The sequence below is a fragment of the Acidobacteriota bacterium genome, assembly GCA_020853395.1.
GTDB lineage: Bacteria > Acidobacteriota > Vicinamibacteria > Vicinamibacterales > SCN-69-37 > JADYYY01.
In genome coordinates this window covers 56,805-77,937 of record JADYYY010000001.1, presented here as the reverse complement: position 1 = coordinate 77,937, position 21,133 = coordinate 56,805, and the positions used below count along the sequence as shown (strand labels likewise).

The following is a 21,133-nucleotide window of genomic DNA, read 5'->3' as shown; positions in this document are numbered from 1 at the left end:
TCCGGGTTGCGCGCACCTCCGATGCCGAGCTGGCTCAAGAAGGGACTCTCGCCTCACCACACCGCGCTCGCAATGGTCGGCGCGAAGGCCGGCGATCTCGTCGCGATCGTCGGCGCGCACGATGCGCCGCTCGCCGCGGAGATCGCGCGCGTGACGGCGCTCACCGGACAGACGATCGTCTGCGATTCGGAGGACGGCGCGGCGGAGCGCGTCGACGCGGCCGCGGCCGACGCCGGCGCGCTCGTGGAGTTCGCGCCGGCACCGCCCACCGCGCTCCCCTTCGATGCCGCCTCGCGAGACATCGTCGTCGTGTTGAGCCCACTCGCCGAGCTCGACGAGGCGTCGCAATCGGCAATCGTCGCCGAGGCCGTCCGCGTGCTCCGTCCGGGCGGCCGGATCGTGATCGTCGACGGCGAGCGCAAGGGCGGCCTGCTGGGCGGATTCCGGCGCGGGCGCCCGCGGCTGCCGAGCGACGCGGCGCTTCGGTTGCTCGACCGGGCCGGCACCCGCGCGCGACGGCAATTGGCCGACGTCGACGGCGTCGCGTTCTACGAGGGCCGCCGCGAGTAGCCGGATTTCAGAAAAGTCCCCTCCGCCCTCATCTATCGGCCGCGTCCGGCCGAAACAACGCTTGCTGGAAGATGCAGGCAAGCGCACATCCGACAACTCGTCACGAGCTGTTCTCGGCCTCGGAGATCGCGACAGCCGCCGGCGTCCCGCCGGCCGCCGTGCGCGCGCTGATCGACGCGGGCCATGTTGTCGCCTTCAGGGGCTACGTCGCGCCAGCCGATGCCGCAAGGCTCGTGAGGCAGCTCCGCCGGGGAGAACTGCGCGCGGCGGACCGCTCGCCCCTGACGACGCTGCACCTCGCCGGGGCGCGCCGGGCCGGCCCGGTCGCGGCTTCGGCCCTGATGCACGCGGCCGGCCTGGTGCTGCTCATCTGGGCCGGAGCCGTGGGCCTCTTCGCGACCGACACCTCCCAGCACGTCTTCGAGCCGCAGGCGGCCCGCCTCGTCTTTCTGATCGATCCGGGTCCGGGCGGCGGGGGCGGAGGCGGCGGCCTGCAGATGCCGGCGCCCCCGCCGCAGGCGAAGCGGGAGGCCCCGCCGCGCCGCCCCCTGATGTCCAGCCCGATCGTGAGAGTCCGGCGGGATCCGCCGGTGCGCTCGACAGCCAGGCTCGTGCGGCCCGCAGAACCGCCGCGGGTCGTGCCCAAGCCGATCGACGTCCCGGCGCCCCCGCCAGCGCAGGTGGTCCAGGCGCCGGTCGCGCAGGCACCAGCCGATCCGGTCTCGACGCCGGGGCTGCTCGCCGCCAAGACGACGGTGAACAGCAGCGGCCCGGGAATCGCCGGCGGCGTGGGATTCGGCGCCGGCACCGGCCTCGGCGAGGGCCGCGGATCAGGCATCGGGGAAGGCGAAGGTGGCGGGGCTGGCGGCGGACTGTATGGTCCCGGCAGCGGTGTGGAGCCGCCGGCGGTGCTTCGCGAAGTGCGCCCGACCTACAGCGACGAAGCGCGCCGGCGCGGGCTCGAAGGCAACGTCGGCCTGCAGGTCGTCGTGCTTCGCGACGGCAGCGTCGGCAACGTACGCGTCGTCAAGAGCCTGGGCGCCGGTCTCGATCAGAAGGCGATCGACGCCGTTCGGCAGTGGCGCTTCAGGCCAGCGAGCCGCAAGGGCGTGCCGGTCGACGTGACCGTGGACGTCGCCGTCGAATTCAAGTTGAGGTGACCCGTGGAATGGCTGTTCATCGGTGCAACCGTCGTGTCGCTGGCGCTCGCGATCGCCATGTCGGCGGTCGCCTGGCACCTGCTGCGGCGCGACCGCGATCGCAGCGCGGCGCGCATCGAGGCGCTCGAAGCGATGGCGTTTTCCGAGTCCTCGGCCGCGCAATCGGCCGAGCAGAGCGCGCTCTCGCGCCGGCCGAGCGCCGAGCTGACGGAACCGCGCGCCGCGATCGCCCACGCCGCCGCGGCGCCTTCGGATCCGCCGGCGGCGCACGACGTGAACCCGGCGTGGGATACCGCGCTGGGGCTTGATGGCGCGGATGCGGGACGCGAGCAGCCCCAGCGGTGGCCAGCGGCACCGCGACCGTTGCCGACGCCGGCCGTTGCTGCGACAGCCCAGCTCGATGGTGGGCTGTTGCAGGCTCGCCCGCTGTTCGACGAGCCCGCCGTGCAACCCATCGCGGCACGCCGCTCGCTGGCGATCGTGGCCATGGTGGCGGTCGCGGCCGTGCTGATCGGCGGAGCGGTCCTCATCCGGTCGTCTTCGCTGCTGGCGGTCCTCTCAGCGTCGAGCTCGGCCGACGGCCGGCGGCCGGCCGTGAACGGCACGCCGCTCGAGCTGTTGTCCTTGCGACACGCCACGAACCCCGCCGGATCGTTCACCGTGACGGGCCTCGTGCAGAATCCGGCCTCGGCCGCGGAGCTGGCGCAAGTCGAGGCAGTGCTCTACCTCTTCGACGAGACCGGCCAGTTCCTGACGAGCGCGCGGGCGCCGATCGATATCCCCACGCTCGGCCCCGGCGACGAGTCCGCCTTCGTCGTCCAGGTGCCGACGGCGGCGACGATCAGCCGATACCGCGTGGGGTTCCGGCGTGCCGACGGGCGGGCGGTCGCGCACGTGGATCACCGCGGACGGCTCCCCGAAGGGACGACGGGGGATGTCCTTGACGTCCAGCCCGACGTGGTCGCGCCTGCGCGCGCCGCCGGATCCACGAGAGCCGCCACGGTCGACGGCAGCCCACGATGATGATGCGAACGATCGCGACGGCCGTTCTCCTGCTCCTCGCAGCGGGCCTCGCGGCGACGCAGGCGGCGGCGCCCCAGGAGCGTCAGGGCTTCTCGTTCCGCACCGGCGTACAGCTCATCAACATCGCCGCGACCGTCACGGATCAGGACGGGCGCTTCGTGCCCGATCTACGCGCGCAGGATTTCGAAGTCTACGAAGACGGCGTCAAGCAGACCATCCAGCAGTTCGAAGCGGAACGGGTACCGGTCAGCCTCGGGGTGGTGCTGGATACGAGCGGCAGCATGGCGGGTGAGAAGATTCGCGCCGCCGACGCGGCGCTCAGCCGGTTCGTCTTCGATCTGCTCGGCGACCAGGACGAGATGTTCCTCTATCGCTTCGACAGCCGTCCCCTGCTGGTCGAAGGGTGGACGCCGAACAGGTTCGCGATCGGCCGCCACCTCGGCACCATGCAGCCCAACGGCGGCACGGCGCTCTACGATGCCGTCGCCGTTGCCGTGCCGATGGCCCAGAACGGCAGCCGGCGCAAGAAGGCCGTCGTGGTCATCTCCGACGGCCAGGACACGAGCAGCAGGCGCTCGCTCGACGATCTCGTGAGCATGATTCGCGCGACCGAAGTGCTCGTCTACGCGATCGGGATCGATGCGTCGGGCGGCATGCAGCGTCCGGCGGCGGCGGCCGCGCCCGCGCGGACACCGTCGCCGTTCCCCGGCGCGCCGCTGCCTCCCGCGCGGCCGGCGTCGCCATCGAGGCCGTCTCATCCGAAGTCCAAGGAGCAGCTCGGCACGCTGCAACGCATCACGGACGAAACCGGCGGCCGCACGGAGCTCATCGTCTCGGCACGAGACCTGGCCCCGGCGACTGCCAACATCGCCGACGAGCTGAGCCGCCAGTACTTCATCGGGTACGGCTCGTCGGCGGCGAAGGACGGGCGCTGGCACACCATCGACGTCCGTCTCGTCCATCACGGAGCCCACACCGTGCGCGCGCGCAAGGGCTTCGTCGCCAACTGACGGGCGCTGGGCCGCGGCACGCCTGTCGCGGCCCGAGGATCCGGGCTAGCATGCAGCGTGCTTCGCTGGGTGACCGCCCTGGGCCTGTCGGTCTTGGGGAGCGCCGGCGGCCTGCTCGTGTCGTCCGTCATTCTGTTCGTGCGGACCGACGCCCGTACGCGAGCGGTGCCCTGGCTCGTCTCGTACGCCGTCGGAACTTTGCTGGGTGCGGCCTTGCTCGGCCTGCTGCCCGAGGCCTTGATCTCGCTCGAGCCGCGACGAGCCGCCGCCGCGTTGCTCGCCGGCGTGCTGGCGTTCTTCCTGTTCGAGAAGCTCGTGCTCTGGCACCACTGGCATGACGACGAGGCGTGCGATGTCCATCGGAGCACGGCGACGCTGCTCATCGCCGGCGACGCGATCCACACGTTCGTCGACGGCGTCGTCATCGCCGCGGCCGTGCTGATTTCGCTGCCGCTCGGCGTCACGACGGCCGTGGCGATCGTCGCGCACGAAGTGCCGCAGGAGGCCGGCGACTTCGCCATCCTGCTCGCCGCTGGCTACTCGCGCCGCCGTGCCGTCCTGCTGAACCTGACGTCGGCCACGGGGGGCGTGCTCGGCGCGGCGGCCATGCTGCTCTTCGGGACCGGCGTCCCGCTCGTCGTGCCGTACGTGCTGGCGTTCGCCGCCGGCAGCTTCCTCTACATCGCCATGGTCGACCTGATCCCGACGCTGCACCGCGGAACGCTCGACCGCAACGCCGTGCGCCAGGTGATCCTCATGACGGCGGGCCTGCTCACGATTGCGATGCTGTAACGCGGGCACGGCGATGCTCCCGGCGCGGCGTGTCCGGCGCCGAGTACGCTCCTCCGCCGGCTGACGCTGGACAGAAACGGGCCTGCCCTGCGAAGCTCTGGTACTCTCTTTGCTCGACTCCAGGCATTTGCCCGACGGACGCCCGTAATGTGGAGGAGATCGCGTTCCCTGCTGCTGCGCACCGCGGTCGTGCTGTCGGCTTGCGCCGCCACGGGTGCGGCGCAGATGAGCGACCGCGATCTCGCGCAACGCATCTCGCAGACGATCAGCGCCTACCCGCACTACACGGTCTTCGACAGCATCGAAATCCAGGTCACGGACCGCTCCGTGCTGCTCGCCGGCCGGGTGACGACGCCGAAGAAGCGCGACGAGATCGAGGCGCGCGTCCGCAAGATCGACGGAATCCGCGACGTCACGAACGAGATCGGCGTGCTTCCGGTGTCGCCCGCCGACGACGAGCTGCGGTACCGGATCGCGCACGCCATCTACGGCCATCCGATGTTCTGGGTGTACGCGCAGATGCCCGTGCCGCCGATCCACATCGTCGTGGAACGAGGCCGGATCACGTTGACGGGCGCGGCCGACAGCGAGGTGCAGAAGTCGATGGCCGCGACGCTGGCGCAGGTCGGCGGCACGCTCGGCGTGACGAATCGGATCCGCGTGGACCGGCGATGATCCGAAACTACGGTCCGGCGCTCGGCGTAACCATTCAGTGACGGCCGTCGTCCAATAACACCATGGCTCCCCTCGCTCCGCGCGCCCTTCACGCCTGGATTGCCTTCGCCATCGCGCTCGCGCTCGGAAGCGTGGCGTCGATGCAGGGCCCGGGCGGACCAGGCCGCGGCGGGCCCGGCGGTATGGCCGGCGGGCCTCCCGGCGCGAGCCGCGGCGCGACGCGAGATGTCGTCGCCTCCACGCGCCTCGGCACGGCGACCATTACGGGAATGGTGCTGACCGAAGGCACAGGGCTTCCCGTGCGGCGGGCGCGCGTCACGTTGAGCGGTCAGGGGCCCCAAGGCGGCCGGTCGACGCTCACGGACGATCAGGGGCGGTTCGTGTTCCAGGCGCTGCCCGCCGGACGGTTCACGCTGACGGCCAGCAAGGCCGGCTACGTCGACGCCAGCTTCGGCGCCAAGCGCGCCGGGCGACCCGGCACGCCGATTCAGCTCGCGGAGGGACAGAAGCTCGAGAGCGTGGCCATCACGCTCCCGCGCGGGGGGGTGCTCACCGGGATGGTCGTGGACGAGAACGGCGAGCCGGAGCCTGGCACCCAGGTCCGTGCGTTCCGCTACGCGATGCGCACCGGCGAGCGCTCGCTGCAGGCGGCCGGGCAGGATCAGACCGACGATCGCGGCATCTACCGCATCTTCCAGCTCCAGCCCGGCGAGTACGTGCTGAATGCCGTGCCGCGCAACCTGACCGTCGGGAACATGCGGGAAGCGATCGCATCCGAGGTCGCGGCCCTGCTCCAACAGGCCGGCCAGGCCCGCGCTGGCGGCGCACCGGGTGGAGGCGTTGGCGCACTGGCCGGTGGGCCCGCGGCCCAGACGCTCGTCGCCCGCGCCAACGAGCTGCAACTGCAACTGACGGCTGCCGAACAGGAACAGTCGAGCGCGTACGCGCCGGTCTACTATCCCGGCACGACGACGCTGGCGTCGGCGGCGACGGTCACGTTGGGTCCCGGCGAGGAGCGAAGCGGCATCGACTTCCGGCTGCAGCTCGTCGCGACCTCGCGGATCGACGGCGTCGTGCTGATGCCCGACGGCAGCCCGCTCCCGGCGGCCACCAACATCGCGCTCGTCTCCGCCGAGCGCGCGGGGCTGCCGAGCATCCCTGGCCTGAGCGCGAACAACGCGCGCGCGAATGCCAGCGGCCAGTTCTCCTTCAGGAACGTCACGCCCGGTCAGTACGTGATCCAGACGCGGGCCAACGTGTTCCGCGAAGGTGAACCCGGCAACGCGCAGCCGCCTGGTCCGGTCCGCGGCGGCCGCGGGATGGCCGGCGGGGCGATCGCGCAGGTGCTGTGGGCCTCGTCGGAGGTGTTCGTGAACGGCCAGGATGTCTCTGGCCTGATGCTGACGCTGCAGCCTGGCATGACGGTATCCGGCCGGATGGAGTTCGACGGCACGGCAGCGCCGCCGGCGGACCTCAGCCGGGCGCGCGTGAACTTGTCCACGAGGGGAGCGCAGCCCTTCGAGATCGGCGGCGTGCCACCGGCGCAGGTCGACGCGTCCGGCCGCTTCAAGATCACGGGCGTGCCGCCGGGTCGGTACGCCTTCTCGACATCGGTGCCGTCGAGCCCGCAGCCGCCTGCCGGTCGCGGCGGATCAGGGCCCGGACCGTTCGCGCAGAACGCCAACACCACCTGGCAACTGCGGTCGGCGATCGTCAACGGCGTCGACACGCTGGACTTCCCGCTCGAGCTCGGCTCGAATGCGGACGTGACGAGCGCCGTGCTCACGTTCACCGATCGCACGCAGGAGCTGTCCGGCATGATTCAGGACGTGAGCGGGCGGCCGACGGCCGACTACACGATCATCGTCTTCCCGTCCGATCGGCGGTACTGGACGGCTCAATCGCGGCGGATCACGTCGACGCAGCCTGGCACGGACGGGCGGTTCGCGATTCGCGGGCTGCCGCCCGGCGACTACCGCCTGACCGCGGTGACCGACGTCGAGCCCGGCGAGTGGTACGACCCGTCGTTCCTGGCGCAGCTTGCGCCGGCGTCGGTTGGCGTGTCGCTCGCGGACGGTGAGAAGAAGACGCAGGACATCAGGCTGGCTGCCGGGAGGTAGCCTGTCGCCGCCTGGCGCGCAGGATCGTCCACCAGATCAGCGCCGCCAGCACCGCCACGGCCGCGGTGAACGCACCGGCGAACAGCCAGAGCGTTCTGAACAGGATCGACGAGGCCCCCATCTGCACCTCGCACCGCATCGGCCGGCCGGCGAGCCTGTCGGCAAGCGTCTGCTCCCAGGTGAGCACGTTGCCGCGGCCGGCTTCGCCGTTCGCGCCGTCCTCGAGCCGCTTCACGTTGTGGTAGTAGATGCGGCTCGGCGCATGGAGCTTGAACCCCACGAGCTCCGCGCCGTTCCACCCGGCGTTCACGACGGCACGTTCCGCCGGCGGACCGACATCCTGGACGAAGCGGATCGTGTCCTCGGATCGCTCGAACGTGTACGACGACCACGAGAGCGGTCCGCAGTGCTGTAGATCGGAGAGCGCGGCGACCGAGACCCTCACTTGCACGTAGCGGCGTCCATGGCGGACCCAGGGCTGGCCGACGCGCACGTCCTCGCATCCCGGGCCGGCGAACAGCGCGGCGACCCGCTCGCGATCGACGGGGGCCGATGGTGACGGATCGAGCGGCACGCCGCGAAGGGCGACGAGCGCCGCGATCGAGGCGTCGAGCACCACGGTGGCGGAGCCATCGACGCCGAGATACATCTGCTCCTCGTACTCGTACTGGCGGCCGAACGGGTTACCGCAGCCGATCGCCGCGGTCAACGCGAGCACGACCGCGAGCATCCGTCTTGCCGGCCCGCGCATCGGTCGAATGATATACTGCGCTCCCCCGGGCTCACACGACCGCCCACCATCCGAGCTTCACGTGCCTCGTCTGTTTCTCATCGACGGCAGTTCGCAGATGTATCGCGCCTACCACGCGATCCGCGGGCTGACCGGACCGGACGGCCGATCGACGAACGCCGTCTACGGCTACACGACGATGCTGCGAAAGCTGATCACCGATCAGCAGCCCGAGTACATCGCCGCGTCGTTCGACCTCGCCGGCCCGACGTTCCGCGACGCGATGGCCGTCGACTACAAGGCGAATCGCGCCCCGATGCCGTCCGATCTCGCCGAGCAGGTGCCGCTCGTGCTCGAAGCGTCGGCGGCGCTGGGCGTGCCCGTCCTCACCGTCCAGGGATTCGAGGCCGACGACGTCATCGGCACGCTCGCGACGAAGGCGGTGGCCGCCGGGTTCGACGTCGCGATCGTGACGGGCGACAAGGACTTCTTCCAGCTCGTGCACGACGGCATCCGCGTCTTCAACCCGCGCGACGAGGGCACGTGGTACGACGAGCGCGGCGTGATCGAGAAGTTCGGCGTGCGGCCCGATCAGGTGGTCGACGTGCTCGCGCTCATGGGCGACGCGATCGACAACATCAAGGGCGTTCCCGGGATCGGCGAGAAGGGCGCGCGCGAGCTGATTCAGACGCACGGATCGCTCGAGGCGCTCATCGCCGCCGCCGGCACGATCCAGCAGAAGCGCTATCGCGAGGGTCTGCTCGCGCACGCCGACTCGGCGCGGTCGAGCCGCGAGCTGGCGCGCATCCGCACCGACGTGCCGGTCGGGTTCGATCCGGCGGCGCTGCGATACGGCGGTCCGTCGCGCGAGCGCTGCTACGCGTTGTTCGCGGCGCTGGGCTTCCGATCGCTCGTGCAGGAGTTCGCGCCGACGGCGGAGACGTCGGCGCGCGACTACGCCACGATCGCATCCATCGACGAGCTCGAGCAGCTCGGGCGCGCGCTGAACGAGGCCCCGCGCGTCGCCATCGCGGCGCTCAGCGACTCGACGTCGGCGACGACGGCCGCCGTCAGCGGGTGGGCGTTCTCGAGCACCGCGGGACACGCGCGCTACGTGCCGACCGGCCACGTGGGCTTGACCGATCCGCCGAACGCGGGTCCAGCCGACGTCGCAAGGATCATCGGACCCGTGCTGGCCAACCCGGCAATCGAGAAGGTCGGCCACGACTTGAAGTTCGTGGACATCGCCTGCGGGCGCGCCGGGCTGACGCTCGCCGGCCCGCTCTTCGACACGATGGTCATGAGCTATCTCGTCGACGCCACGCGATCGAGCCACTCGGTCGAAGGCCTGGCATTCGAGCGCTCGAACTACCGCGCCATGACGATCGAGGACGTGACCGGCAAGGGCGCGAAGGCGGTGCCGCTCGACCGCGTGCCGGCCACCTCGCTCACGGCGTTCGCGTGTGAGCGGGCGGACCTCCCGCTCGCGCTGTCGGCCGGCCTCACGGCGGATCTCGAGCGCGAGCACCTGACCCGGGTCTACGAGGAATTCGAACGGCCTCTCATCCCGGTGCTCGCCGACATCGAGCGCGCGGGCGTCCGGATCGACACTGCCGCCCTGGCGGCGCTCAGCGCGACGATGCAGGCCGAGCTCGACGAGCTGTGCCGTACGATCTACGGGCACGCCGGCTGCGAGTTCAACATCAACTCGCCGAAGCAGCTCGCCGACGTCCTGTTCGGACGGCTCAACCTCCAGGCCACGAAGAAGACCGGCAAGACGCGCGCGGTCTCGACGGCCCGCGACGTGCTCGAGGAGCTGGCGCTCGTCCACGAGCTCCCGGCCCTGATTCTCCGCTGGCGCGAGATCCAGAAGCTCAAGGGCACCTACGTGGACGCGCTGCCATCGCTCGTCGTGCCGGCGACGGGCCGCGTCCACACGACCTTCAACCAGGCGGTGGCCGCCACCGGACGGCTGAGCAGCAGCGATCCGAACCTGCAGAACATCCCGGTGCGCACCGCGCTCGGCCGCCAGATCCGCGCGGCGTTCGTGGCCGAGCCGGGCTACCGGCTGATCTCGGCGGACTACTCGCAGATCGAACTGCGCGTCCTCGCGCACCTGTCCGGCGACGAGGCGCTCGCCGACGCCTTCCGCCAGGGCATCGACATCCATGACCAGACGTCCGAGCGCGTGTTCGGCGGCCCAGGCGGACCGCTCGGGCTCGACAAGCACGAGCTGAGACGTCGATCGAAGATCATCAACTACGCCCTGCTCTACGGCAAGACGGCGTTCACGCTGGCGAAGGACATCGGCGTGTCGCAGCAGGCCGCGCAGCAGTTCATCGATGCCTACTTCGCCGGCTATCCGGGCGTCCGCGCCTTCATCGATCGCACGCTCGCAGAGGCGAGGGCCACTGGCGTCGTCCGGACGATCAGCGGACGCCGGCGTCTCGTGCCCGAGCTGCTCAGCAAGAACGGCCAGATTCGCGCCGCCGCGGAGCGGGAAACCGTGAACATGCCGATCCAGGGCACGGCCGCCGACATCCTGAAGAAGGCCATGATCGCCGTGCACGACACGCTCGCCGAGCGAAACGCGGGCCGGCGCCATGCCAGCCGGATGATTCTCACGGTCCACGACGAGCTGCTCTTCGAAGCGCCGGCCGACGAAGCGGCGGAGGTCGCCGCGCTCGTCAAGAGCGTCATGGAACGGGCCTTCCCGCTCGACGTCCCGCTGACGGTGGACGTCGGGGTCGGTGACAACTGGACGCTGGCGAAACCCTGATGACCCGTCGGCAGCCTCGGCCGGCCCTTCTATAATCTCTTCCGTGGTCGAACCGGTCATTGTCCGCCGCGAGGCGCACAACCTCTCCCGGCGTGACATAGACCCCGATGCCCTGAAGGTTCTCTACCGCCTCCGCGAGCACGGGTTCACGGCGTACTTGGTCGGCGGCAGCGTCCGGGATCTCTTGCTGGGACGGCGGCCGAAAGACTTCGACATCGGCACCGACGCGCACCCCTACCAGATCAAGCGGCTCTTCCGGAACTGCTGGATCATCGGCCGGCGGTTCCGGCTCGCGCACGTGAAGTTCGGCACGAAGACCATCGAGGTCGCCACCTTCCGCCGGATCGTGACCGAGCCGGCGCGGCCCGACGACGAGCCGGTGGTCGCCGATGCGACACCCTCGCCCGGCGGGCTCGGGCCGCTCTCCCGAGACAACACGTTCGGTACGCCCGAGGAAGACGCGTTCCGGCGCGACTTCACCATCAACGGCCTGTTCTACGACATCGGGACGTTCTCGGTGATCGACTACGTCGGCGGCCTCGACGATCTCGAGAAGCGCGTCGTGCGATCGATCGGCGATCCCTCCGTGCGGTTCGTCGAGGATCCGGTGCGGATGCTGCGCGCGATCGTCATGGCCTCGCGGCTCGGCTTCGACCTCGATCCGCTCGTCACCGAGGCGATCGCCGAGCACCGCGGCCTCATCGCCAGCGCATCGCCGGCGAGGCTCCTGGAGGAGTACTTCAAGATCCTTCGCGCCGGCGCCGCCGAAGCGACGTTCCGCGCGCTCGCCCGCGCGCGTCTGCTCGAGCTCGTCACGCCGGAGCTCCAGTCGCCGCCCGATGCGCTCTGGGACGCGCTGGCGCGGCTCGATCGCTACCGGCAGCGGTTCACGTCAGCGCCAGACGAGCTGACCACGCCGCTGCTCCTCGGCTCGCTGCTGCAGCCGCTGGGCGTGCTGTCGAAACCGCTGCACGGCCGCGGCGCGAGCGCACACGCCGATCGCGTGAGCTTCGGCATCCTGCCGGTGGCGCGTCGCGATCTGGAACGGCTGCGCCAGATCACCGACCTGGCACCCCGGCTGATCGATCCCGGCCTGCCGCCGCGCGTCGTCCGAAGCCTCCCGCATCGACCGGCATTCGCCGACGCGGTGACCTGGCTGGACATCCATGCCGAGGCGCCGGACGTCGTCGAGACGTGGCGGCAGGTTCAGCATCGGCGCGTCGCGCCGCCGCACGGCGAAGCCGCCGAAGGGCTTCCAGACGAAGGCGCGGCGCGGCCGTCTCGCCGCCGCCGGCGACGCCGGAGGCGGCGCCGAAGCCACGGTCCCGAGGTCTGACCTCCGCCGCGCCCGCGGCTCAGCCGCGCTTCCGCTCGAATTCCCGCATGAACTCGACGAGCGCTTGCACGCCCTCTTCCGGGAACGCGTTGTAGATCGAGGCTCGAAGCCCACCGACCGACCGATGGCCCTTGAGGCCATCGAAGCCCGCGGCCGTCGACTCCTTGACGAACAGCTTCTCGAGCTCCTCGGACGGCAGCCGGAAGGTCACGTTCATCGCCGAACGGCTGTCCGGCTCGGCATGAGGACGCCAGAAGGGCGTGCGATCGAGCTCGTCGTACAGAATCCGTGCCTTCCGATCGTTGATCGCCGCGATGGCCGTGAGGCCGCCGGTGCGCTTGAGCCACTTCAGCACGAGCCCGAGGATGTAGACGCCGAAGGTCGGCGGCGTGTTGTAGCGCGACCCGTTGTCGGCCTGCACCTTGTAGCTCAACATCGGCGAGAGCGATGCGGCCGATCGCGCCAGCAGGTCCTCGCGCACGATGACGACCGTCACGCCCGACGGCCCGAGATTCTTCTGCGCGCCGGCGTAGATGAGGCCGAACTTCGAGACGTCGACGGGCCGCGAGAAGATGTTCGACGACGCGTCGCAGACGAGCGGGGCCTCGCCGACGTCGGGAACCTGCTTCCATTCCGTCCCGAAGATCGTGTTGTTCGACGTCATGTGGACGTAGGCGGCGCCGGCGGTGAGCGCCAGCTCGTGCTGCGCGGGAATCCGCTTGAAGTTGCCGGCCTCTCCCGTCGCCACCACGTGCGTCGTGCCGACGCGCTTCGCCTCCGACAGGGCCTTCTTCGACCACTCACCCGTGACGATGTAGTCGGCGGTCGAGCCGGCGGCGAGCAGGTTCATCGGCACCATCAGGAACTGCAGGCTGGCGCCGCCCTGCAGGAACAGCACCTTGTAGTTGGCGGGAATCGAGCCGAGCTCGCGCAGGTCCGCCTCGGCGGCATCGATGATGTCGTCGAACGGCTTCGAGCGGTGGCTGATCTCCATGACCGACATGCCGACGTCCGGCAGCGTCACGAGCTCGCGCTGGGCTTGTTCGAGCACCGGCAGGGGCAGCACCGCAGGGCCGGCGGAAAAATTGTAGAGACGGGTCGTCACGGGAACCTCGCTTGTCTGGCGCGCGGACGGCGCCATCTGAGCCTTCCATGATTTCACGGATCGTCGGCGCGCCGCGAGTGCGGCGACGCGCCAGCGCTGGCGCGATCAGATGAGGTGGACGAGCAGGCCGTCGCGAAGCTTCGGCTCGAACCAGGTCGACTTCGGCGGCATGATGCCGCCTTCATCGGCGATGAGCATCAGGTCGTCGATGCTCACCGGGTACATCGAGAAGGCCACGCTGGCGCGTCCGGACGCGACGAGCCGCTCCAGCTCTTCCGGCCCGCGGATCCCGCCGACGAAGTCGATGCGCTTGTCGGTCCGCGGATCGCCGATCTGCAGGAGCGGGCCGAGCACGCGCTGCTGGAGGACCTCGACGTCCAGGCCATCGGCGGGCGCCGTGCCTGGAGCGGCGGCAGGCAGACGAAGGCCATGCCAACGGCCGTCGAGGTACATCGTCACCTCGCCGCGGCCGGCCGGCCGCGGGCTTCCGGCGCCGACCTCGCAGGCCTGCCGCAACGCGTCGAGGAACGCCGCTGCACTCAGACCGCCGAGATCCTTGACCACGCGGTTGTACGGAAGGATCTGCATCTGATCGTGCGGGAACGCGACGGCGACGAAGCGCGAGGCTTCGGCGCGGCCGGGCAGGGCCTGCCGGGCGCGCGCGGCGCTCGCGGCGCGATGATGGCCGTCGGCGATGTAGAGCGCGTCGAGCCGCCCGAACGCCGCGACGAGCTCATCGCACGCCGCGCCGGTTACGCGCCAGATCGTGTGCTGGACACCGTCGGCGGCGGTGAGGTCGTACAGCGGCGCGGCGGCCGCGGCCTGGCGCGCAATCGCGTCGATGGCTGGGGTGGCGCGGTGGGTGAGGAAGACCAGGCCCGTCTGCGCGCGGAGCTCGAGGATGTGTCGCGTGCGGTCGTCTTCCTTGTCCTGGCGCGTCTTCTCGTGCTTCTTGATCGTCCCGCGCTCGTACTCGTCGACGGCGAAGCATCCCGCCCAGCCCACTTGCTGATGGGGCCCCATCCGCAGCCGATAGCAGTACAGCGACGGCTCGTCGTCGAGGACGAGCGGCGCGGCGCGCTCGAGGTGCTCGAAGTTACGGACGGCCTGATCGTAGACGAGCGCGTCGTACGGGTTGGTGCCGGCCGGCAGGTCGATCTCGGAGCGCGTGACGTGCAGGAAGCTCAGCGGCCGATCCGAGGCGAGCGCGCGGGCTTCCTCGGTGCTGACCACGTCGTACGGCACGGAGGCCACGTCGGCCGCCGCTCGGGGATCGGGCCGAAGCGCGCGGAACGGAAACAGCGCTGACATCGCAGCTAACCGGCCGCGGTCGCGGCGTTGGACGTGCGCGCGCCGCCGGACAGTTGCTGCTGCAGCTCACGAAGGATCTCGTCGCGGACGCGACGGAATTCGTCGAGCCGTTCCGACGGGATCGGCTCGCCAGCCGGCATCCGGCTGAAGGCTGTCACGGGGTTCAGGTACACGTTGTTCTTCATCACTCTGAAGTCGAGGTGCGGTCCGGTCGCCGTGCCGGTCTGGCCGACTCGACCGATCATCTCGCCCTGCTCGACGCGAGCGCCCGGCCGGATGCCCGGGGCGAACGACGACAGGTGCAGGTACGCCGTCTCTAGGTTGCCGGTGTGCCGGATCCGGACCATGCGGCCGGCCTCGCCGGCCCACTCGGCGGCGACGATGGTGCCGGCGGCCACCGCGTTCACGGGCGTGCCGAACGGCGCCCCGTAGTCCACGCCGAGGTGGGCGCGCCGCACCTTGTGCACCGGGTGGAAACGGTTCGTGGAGAAGCCTGAGGTGACGCGCGGGCTGAACGGCAGCGGCGACTTGAGGAACTGCCGGCGGAGCGATCGCCCCTGCTCGTCGTAGAACGCGGGCCGCCCGTCCGGGCCGGTGAATCGAACGGCCGTCAGGCGGCGTCCGCGGACGGAGAGCACGGCGGCCTTGACGTCGCCGTATCCGACGAACGCTCCGTCGCGCATCGCGCGGTCGAACAGAACCTCGACGCCGTCGCCGCGGCGCAGCTCGGCGTTGAAGTCGACCTCGCCGGCGAAGATCTCGGCGACGCGGAGCGGCAGTTGGATGTTCTCGCCGGCGGCGTCGAACGCGTTGATCAGCGAGTCGTGATCCGGTGAGATCCTCGCCTCGATCGCAGCACCGACGTACTCCCGGGGCATCTCGACGACGGCGACGTCGAGCGTATCGGCCACTTCGGTGGCCTCGCGCCGGAACACGACGCGCAGGAGCCGATCGGCATCAATCTGATAACGGAATTCGCGGAACAGCCCGTCCAGTCCCCTTGTGATCTGATAGACGCGGTCGGCCCGCAGCTCGCGCGGATTGAACACCGACGTCACCGCGCTCACGATCGAGCGGGACAGTTCCTCGGGGAGCTGCTGGCGCAGCAGGCTCTCGAGCGTCGCGTTTCTCGGCACCACGGACTCGAACGTCGTCGCATCCGGCGCCAGGTGCACGTCGACGGCCGGCGCCGGTGCGGGCGCGACGATCGACGATGCGCGGCAGCACACGACGAGCGCGATGGCGACGAAAACCGCAGCGGAGCGCGAGGGTGGTACCACGGCGAAGGCCGAAAGTGTAGCATCGGCCGCCGCTGCGAAAAAGAAAAAGCGGGCGCGAAAGCGCGCCCGCCCAGAAGTGCACGGAACCGCGCGGACTACCGGCTGAACTTGACGCCGATCGTGAAGCGGGTCGTGTTGCCGTCGCTGATGGGCAGGTCGAGCTGCGCGTACGCGCTGGCTTTGTCGTTCAAGGCGTAGGAGATGCCTGCGCCAGGCGTGAACACGATGCTGGTGTCGCTCGTGCCGCAGTCGACGGCGAGCGCATCGCACAGATCGCCGAACGCCCCAACGTCGCCGCTGACGCGCCAGATGCCGATCATCCCGTGGGCGAACCACTGGGCTTTGTCGGACAGCGGCCCGCTGACCTGAACGCCGCCCTGCAGAAACAGGCTGTTCCAGCTGACGTCCAGCAGGCTTTCGCCGTTGTGGTGGAAACTTCCATCGACAATCCAGGACAACATCTTGTCGTTGGCGAGGGACCGGAGCCGATTCGAGACGGCCGCCTGAACACCGACGCCACCCTCGTCGCCGAGGAACGAGAGGCCCACGGCAACGTTGCCGATCCCCTCCGACCCCTGCGCGAACGCCGGCGCCGCCGACGCTGCGACGAGCGCCGTGGCCATCACGAATGCCTTCACTGACCGAATGAGCACAACAACCTCCAAGTAAGGACGAACAGCACTGCAGTCTCAGAATACGACGAAACGTATCAATTGACGCCTGTTCATTCGCACCGATCGCGAGCGAAGGTTGGACGTAGGAAAAAATGGGTAACGACGTGCCATCCCGTTGCGAAGGCCCCACCACGAAAAGTCGTCCGACCGCCCTCGCGCTGCGCGGAACGTGACGCGTCTCGACGTCATCCACTCGAACGAGACGCACGATGCCTTGTGATTGTTCGTCGCGACGTCGTCGCGGGCGGTCTGGCAGGCGTGGGAAGTGGCGAGCATCCATCGCTCGCGGCGACGCGTTCAGCTCAACGCGACCATGGCCGCCGCACCGACGACGGCCGCGAGCAACGTGCCGCCGGCCGCGAAGCGGACCCATGCGGAGTACGGCACGCCGGCGGCGAGCAGGATGGCCATCAGCGATCCGTTGGTAGGGGTCAGCAGCTCGGTCAGCCCCGCGCCCACTTGATACGCCATCACGGTGACCTGACGCGACACACCGACGAGGTCGGAGAGCGGCACGAGGATCGGCAGGCTCGAGACGGCGTGACCGCTGACGCTCGAGACCGGCACGTGCAGGGCCGCATGGAAGGGCACCATCAACGCCGCGGCGACGGCCGGAGGCCAGGCACCGAGCGGCGCGCTCAATCCGGCCAGCATGGTGTCGATGATCAGCCCGTCGCTGAGCACGAGCGAGATCGACCGCGCGACGCCCACCATCACGGCCGCGGGCAGCAGCGTCTTCATCCCCTCGAGATAGGCGTTCAACGTCCCCCCGATGCCGAGGCCGCCGACCAGGCCGGCCGCAATGCCGCCGGCGAGGAATCCGGCCGACAGCTCGTGGAATCCCCAGCCGAGCATCGACGCGCCGTAAACGTATGCGGCCATCGGCAGCAGCATCACCGCGAGCATCGAGAGATCGCGCGCCGTTGCCGGCATCTCCACGCCGCCGGTGTCATCGACGGCAGCGAGCCGGCGTCGACGCGCGTACCTCATCGTCCACCACGTCCACAAAGACGTCGCAGCCAGGAGCGCCGCAAGCCGGACGCCGGCGCCGGAGAGCGGCGGCAACTCCGCGAGCTGGAGCGCGATGCCGGCCTGGAACGGGTTGGTCGGACCGAACGCGCTGCCGATCATCGCTGCGCCCGCGCTCATCCCGACGACCGACACGGCATCGATCCCGAGCCGCCTTCCCAGCAGGAGCAGCACGGGCACGAGCGGGATGATCTCTTCCTGCATGTTCTCGAGCGCGCCCATCGCCGCAAACGCGCCCGCCACGAGCGGCACGGCCCCGAGCGTCCGGCGCCGGAACCGCTGCGCGAACGCGGCGACGAGCCGGCCCAGCACGCCGAGCGAGTCGAGCACGACCCAGGCGCCGCCCACGAACAGGATCACCGCGACGACGTCGCCCGCTTCCACGAACCCGCGAGGAATGGCGACGAGCGCGGCGAAGGCGCCAACCGGATGCGCGTCCACGCGGTGATAGGTGCCCGGCACGACGACGACGCGGCCGGTGACCCGATCGTCACGCCGCTCGAACTCGCCGGCCGGAATCCACCAGGTGAGCACGGCCGCGAAGACCACACCGGCCATGAGGACGATCACCGGGTGCGGAAGGCGCGACATGCGGCTGCGGTCTCAGCGCCGCACGGCCGGGCGCGTGACGAAATTGACCACGGCCGCCATCCACGCGTCGTGTGTGTCTTCGAGGTGCGCGACGTGATCGGCGCCCGGCAGCTCCACCATCTGCTTGTCCGCCGTGCCGAGCCTGGCGAACAGCTTCGCGCCGTCCATCGGCGGCACGTTGACGTCGCGCTCGCCGAAGATCAGGAGCGTGGGCATGGCGATTCGCGCCGGGTCGATCGCGTTCAGCTCGCCGTCGTTGCGCAAATCCATGCTCACGGGATCGCTTCGAAGCGCCTGCGCCACGAAGGCGTCGACGACGGCCTGCGGCGTGACCTTGGGTGAGACGAAGTCGCTGGCCGCGTCCTTGGCCGTGTTCCTGATCATCGCGGGCTTGGCCGGCGGATCGGCATCGACGAAGTCCAGATCGGGGTCGAAGGCGAAGCCGTACACGATCAGCGCCGAGAGGCTCCGTGGCGCCGTCTGCGCGGCCAGCATCGAGACCACGGCGCCTCGCGACCAACCGAGCAGCGCCGGCTTCGGCAATCCGGGATACTGCTGCGCCACCCAATTCAGCACGTTGACGATGTCGGCCGCCGAGCGCCGCGGGGTCAGCCAGCCCGTCGCGTCGCGCTTCGTCTCGCCGTAGCCGCGGAGGTCGACGGCGTACGCGGCGATGCCGTTCCGCGCGAGCGCGGCCAGGGTGGACCGCTGGAGCCCGGGCACCTGGAGATCGAAGTCCGGCAGGCTGCTCCACGTCCGGCCGTGCACGAGCACCATGGCCGCACGCGGCGACGCCGGACGCCTGGCCCACACGGCCAGCGGGTGGCCGTCCGACACGACGGTGAACCGCTCGGGTGCCGACTGTTCGAGGCCGCGCGGTCTGGCTTCGCCGACGGGCTCGGCGGCACGGAGCGCCAGGGCAAGGAGGATGACGAGCCGGCCCGCGATCATCACGACGATTATCGGCTCAGGCGATGCCGTCGAACGTGGTGATCTGCTCGTAGCCGGCGCGATCGCCGTCGTCAGGATTGCCGGGCCGGACGCTCAGGACGACCTGGCAGCCGGCGGCACGCGCCGCGGCGAGCTCGGCCGGAATGTCCGAGACGAACAGCATCGCGCCGGGCGTCGTTCCGAGCAGCCTGGCGATGCGCGTGAAGCTGGAGCTGTCGCGCTTGGATCCCACGGCGGTGTCGAAGTACGCGGCGATGCAGTGCGAGAGGTCGCCGTCTCCGGCGGATCCGAACAAGCGACGCTGCGCGAGCTCGCTGCCCGACGAGTAGATCGCGACGATCAGGCCGGCAGCACGCCAGCGCCGCAGGGCCCGCGGGACGTCGGCGAAGACTTCCCCACGCAGCTCGCCAGCCTTGAACCCCTCTTCCCAGATCAGGCCCTGCAGCAGCTTCAGGCCCGGCGACTTGCGATCGCGATCCATGAGCCAGCGGGCATAGGCGTCGACCGACTCGTGGAGCGCGGCCGGCGTCGGATCGCGCCAATCGGGTACGGACGCGTCGTCACGCCGGTCGGCGGCGTGCTCCGCTGCCAGCCGCGAGACGACGTCGCGGAATTCGGGATCGTCGTGGTGGCGAGCGATCCAGCCAGTCAGATGCGCCCGCGCGAACGGAAACAGCACGTCGCGGACGAACGCGAGCGGCGTCGTCGTGCCCTCGATGTCGAGCAGCACCGCGGCCACGCCGCGTTCGGCGAGTCCAACGCTCACGAGCGGTTCACGAGCGCGCGAGCGACGGCGGCAGGTACGCTGGCCCGAAGCAGAGAGGCTGGAACTGCTGGTCGATGCCGGTCTCCGTGTAGCGCGGCGCCCACCCGGCCTTGTCCTTGAACAGCCGGATGGCGCGGATCCGGCGGTCGGCGCAGAGATCGAACCAGTGATGCGTCCCCTGTGGCACGCGGATTAGATCGCCCGGCCCGACTTCGATCGCGAACACCGGCTGGCCAGGAGGATGGACGTGGAAGACCCCGCGGCCCTCGATGATGAACCTGACCTCGTCCTCGTCGTGCCAGTGCTCGGCGCTGAACTTGTTGAGCATCGCGTCGAGCCCGGGCGTGTTCGGAAAGACGTCGATCACGTCGGCGGTGACGTAACCACCCTGCGCGCTGAGCTCGTCGATCCGGGCCTTGTAGGCTTCGAGCAGGGCCTCGGCCGGAGCGTCTGACGGCACCGGAACGTCCGGTGCAGCCCGCCAGTAATCCACGCCGTTGGCGGCGAGAAACTCGCGGATCTCGTCGGGATCCTCGATCGTGCGCTCCAACTCGGGGATGGTCACTCGTGCCATGGCGCGCTCCTCCGTCCGACGGTCTCGAGCAGGAACTCGAGAACCTCCACATGCCGCGCCGCGTCGTCGAGCGTCGTGCCCCACGTGTAGAGACCGTGTTGGCGCAGGAGCACGCCGTGCGCGGCGGGATGCGCCTCGAGCGCCTCGTGGACGACGCCGGCAAGGCGCTCCATGTCCTGGTCGTTCTCGACGATCGGCAGCCACTCGCGGTGGTCGTGAGAAACGACGCCGGAGAGCCCCTTCAACATCTCGTAGCCTTGAATCGCGAGGCCACGCGCATCCGCATGGAGATCGGAGACGATCGTGCCCCAAACCGAATGCGTGTGCAAGACAGCGCCGGCACCGCGCCGCGCGAGCTCGAGGTGAAGAAGCGTCTCGGCAGAGGGCCGGCCCGCACCGCTTCGCCCGACGACTCGGCCGTCCGCATCCACCGTGAGGAACTGCCGTCGCGTCAAGCGGCCCTTGTGGGTGCCGCTGGCGGTGATCGCCAACGCCAACGGACGGCGAGAGAGCACGGCGCTGAAGTTGCCGCTGGTACCGAGCACCCAATTCCGGCCATCCAGCCGACGGCCGATTTCCGCGAGCCGCCTCGTCGCTTCGTCGAAGCTCGGCGGCTCGAAGACGCGCGGGACCATGGCCTGCGATGGTGCCCGGCCG

At 70.1% G+C, this 21,133-nt stretch carries 19 protein-coding genes; 9 read left to right on the top strand and 10 right to left on the bottom strand.

Annotated features, from left to right (window positions below; translation table 11 throughout):
- Positions 1-21 precede the first annotated feature (21 nt).
- From IT184_00340 to IT184_00310, 7 genes are all read left to right on the top strand, one after another.
- Entirely contained in the window at positions 22-570 is a 549-nt protein-coding gene (locus tag IT184_00340) for a methyltransferase domain-containing protein (GenBank protein ID MCC7007242.1), read from the top strand.
- A 71-nt stretch (positions 571-641) separates the two neighbouring features.
- On the top strand, positions 642-1,730 hold the full coding sequence (locus IT184_00335) for an energy transducer TonB (GenBank protein MCC7007241.1): 1,089 nt from the start codon (positions 642-644) through the stop codon (positions 1,728-1,730).
- 3 nt (positions 1,731-1,733) lie between these two features.
- On the top strand, positions 1,734-2,753 hold the full coding sequence (locus tag IT184_00330; protein ID MCC7007240.1) for a hypothetical protein: 1,020 nt from the start codon (positions 1,734-1,736) through the stop codon (positions 2,751-2,753).
- A complete protein-coding gene (locus IT184_00325) occupies positions 2,750-3,763 on the top strand; it encodes a VWA domain-containing protein (GenBank protein MCC7007239.1) in 1,014 nt (337 codons plus the stop codon). The genes IT184_00330 and IT184_00325 overlap by 4 nt, the downstream gene beginning before the upstream one ends.
- Positions 3,764-3,820: 57 nt before the next feature.
- On the top strand, positions 3,821-4,555 hold the full coding sequence (locus IT184_00320; GenBank protein ID MCC7007238.1) for a ZIP family metal transporter: 735 nt from the start codon (positions 3,821-3,823) through the stop codon (positions 4,553-4,555).
- Between the two features lie 147 nt (positions 4,556-4,702).
- Entirely contained in the window at positions 4,703-5,230 is a 528-nt protein-coding gene (locus IT184_00315; protein MCC7007237.1) for a BON domain-containing protein, read from the top strand.
- Positions 5,231-5,292: 62 nt separating this feature from the next.
- Complete coding sequence (locus IT184_00310) at positions 5,293-7,350, top strand: carboxypeptidase regulatory-like domain-containing protein (protein MCC7007236.1); 2,058 nt, start codon at positions 5,293-5,295, stop codon at positions 7,348-7,350.
- Here IT184_00310 and IT184_00305 read toward each other — a convergent pair.
- A complete protein-coding gene (locus IT184_00305) occupies positions 7,328-8,101 on the bottom strand; it encodes a hypothetical protein (protein MCC7007235.1) in 774 nt (257 codons plus the stop codon). The two genes, IT184_00310 and IT184_00305, sit on opposite strands and share 23 nt — an antisense overlap.
- Before the next feature lie 61 nt (positions 8,102-8,162).
- Here IT184_00305 and polA point away from each other — a divergent pair, with 61 nt between their 5' ends.
- Positions 8,163-10,859 (top strand): DNA polymerase I, encoded by a 2,697-nt coding sequence (polA, locus tag IT184_00300; GenBank protein MCC7007234.1) that lies wholly within the window; start codon positions 8,163-8,165, stop codon positions 10,857-10,859.
- Positions 10,860-10,902: 43 nt separating this feature from the next.
- Positions 10,903-12,195, top strand: a complete 1,293-nt coding sequence (gene pcnB / locus IT184_00295) for a polynucleotide adenylyltransferase PcnB (protein MCC7007233.1) — start codon at positions 10,903-10,905, stop codon at positions 12,193-12,195.
- 19 nt (positions 12,196-12,214) lie between these two features.
- On the opposite strand, the gene serC is transcribed toward pcnB, so the two are convergent.
- The 9 genes from serC to mtnB form a co-directional block, all read right to left on the bottom strand.
- On the bottom strand, positions 12,215-13,336 hold the full coding sequence (gene serC / locus IT184_00290; GenBank protein ID MCC7007232.1) for a 3-phosphoserine/phosphohydroxythreonine transaminase: 1,122 nt from the start codon (positions 13,334-13,336) through the stop codon (positions 12,215-12,217).
- Positions 13,337-13,405: 69 nt separating this feature from the next.
- Positions 13,406-14,611 (bottom strand): DUF1015 domain-containing protein, encoded by a 1,206-nt coding sequence (locus IT184_00285; protein ID MCC7007231.1) that lies wholly within the window; start codon positions 14,609-14,611, stop codon positions 13,406-13,408.
- A gap of 5 nt (positions 14,612-14,616) precedes the next feature.
- Positions 14,617-15,891, bottom strand: coding sequence for a peptidoglycan DD-metalloendopeptidase family protein (locus IT184_00280; GenBank protein ID MCC7007230.1), 1,275 nt, complete (start codon positions 15,889-15,891; stop codon positions 14,617-14,619).
- Positions 15,892-15,986: 95 nt separating this feature from the next.
- Complete coding sequence (locus IT184_00275) at positions 15,987-16,544, bottom strand: outer membrane beta-barrel protein (GenBank protein MCC7007229.1); 558 nt, start codon at positions 16,542-16,544, stop codon at positions 15,987-15,989.
- Between the two features lie 318 nt (positions 16,545-16,862).
- Entirely contained in the window at positions 16,863-18,185 is a 1,323-nt protein-coding gene (locus IT184_00270; protein MCC7007228.1) for a YfcC family protein, read from the bottom strand.
- 12 nt (positions 18,186-18,197) lie between these two features.
- Positions 18,198-19,136 (bottom strand): alpha/beta fold hydrolase, encoded by a 939-nt coding sequence (locus tag IT184_00265; protein ID MCC7007227.1) that lies wholly within the window; start codon positions 19,134-19,136, stop codon positions 18,198-18,200.
- A 16-nt stretch (positions 19,137-19,152) separates the two neighbouring features.
- The gene (gene mtnC / locus IT184_00260; protein ID MCC7007226.1) at positions 19,153-19,875 is read right to left on the bottom strand and encodes an acireductone synthase; all 723 of its coding nucleotides are present in this window, start codon (positions 19,873-19,875) and stop codon (positions 19,153-19,155) included.
- 34 nt (positions 19,876-19,909) lie between these two features.
- A complete protein-coding gene (locus tag IT184_00255) occupies positions 19,910-20,476 on the bottom strand; it encodes a cupin domain-containing protein (protein ID MCC7007225.1) in 567 nt (188 codons plus the stop codon).
- On the bottom strand, positions 20,464-21,111 hold the full coding sequence (mtnB, locus tag IT184_00250) for a methylthioribulose 1-phosphate dehydratase (protein ID MCC7007224.1): 648 nt from the start codon (positions 21,109-21,111) through the stop codon (positions 20,464-20,466). The genes IT184_00255 and mtnB overlap by 13 nt, the downstream gene beginning before the upstream one ends.
- Positions 21,112-21,133: the final 22 nt, after the last annotated feature.

Excerpts from the sequence above, each read along its gene's own strand:
- IT184_00340 (MCC7007242.1), top strand. The coding sequence starts at position 22 with ATGCCGAGCTGGCTCAAGAAGGGACTCTCGCCTCACCACACCGCGCTC.
- IT184_00335 (MCC7007241.1), top strand. The coding sequence starts at position 642 with ATGCAGGCAAGCGCACATCCGACAACTCGTCACGAGCTGTTCTCGGCC.
- IT184_00325 (MCC7007239.1), top strand. The coding sequence starts at position 2,750 with ATGATGATGCGAACGATCGCGACGGCCGTTCTCCTGCTCCTCGCAGCG.
- IT184_00315 (MCC7007237.1), top strand. The coding sequence starts at position 4,703 with ATGTGGAGGAGATCGCGTTCCCTGCTGCTGCGCACCGCGGTCGTGCTG.
- IT184_00310 (MCC7007236.1), top strand. The coding sequence starts at position 5,293 with ATGGCTCCCCTCGCTCCGCGCGCCCTTCACGCCTGGATTGCCTTCGCC.
- IT184_00305 (MCC7007235.1), bottom strand. The coding sequence starts at position 8,101 with ATGCGCGGGCCGGCAAGACGGATGCTCGCGGTCGTGCTCGCGTTGACC.
- serC (MCC7007232.1), bottom strand. The coding sequence starts at position 13,336 with ATGGCGCCGTCCGCGCGCCAGACAAGCGAGGTTCCCGTGACGACCCGT.
- IT184_00285 (MCC7007231.1), bottom strand. The coding sequence starts at position 14,611 with ATGTCAGCGCTGTTTCCGTTCCGCGCGCTTCGGCCCGATCCCCGAGCG.
- IT184_00270 (MCC7007228.1), bottom strand. The coding sequence starts at position 18,185 with ATGTCGCGCCTTCCGCACCCGGTGATCGTCCTCATGGCCGGTGTGGTC.
- IT184_00265 (MCC7007227.1), bottom strand. The coding sequence starts at position 19,136 with ATGATCGCGGGCCGGCTCGTCATCCTCCTTGCCCTGGCGCTCCGTGCC.
- IT184_00255 (MCC7007225.1), bottom strand. The coding sequence starts at position 20,476 with ATGGCACGAGTGACCATCCCCGAGTTGGAGCGCACGATCGAGGATCCC.
- mtnB (MCC7007224.1), bottom strand. The coding sequence starts at position 21,111 with ATGGTCCCGCGCGTCTTCGAGCCGCCGAGCTTCGACGAAGCGACGAGG.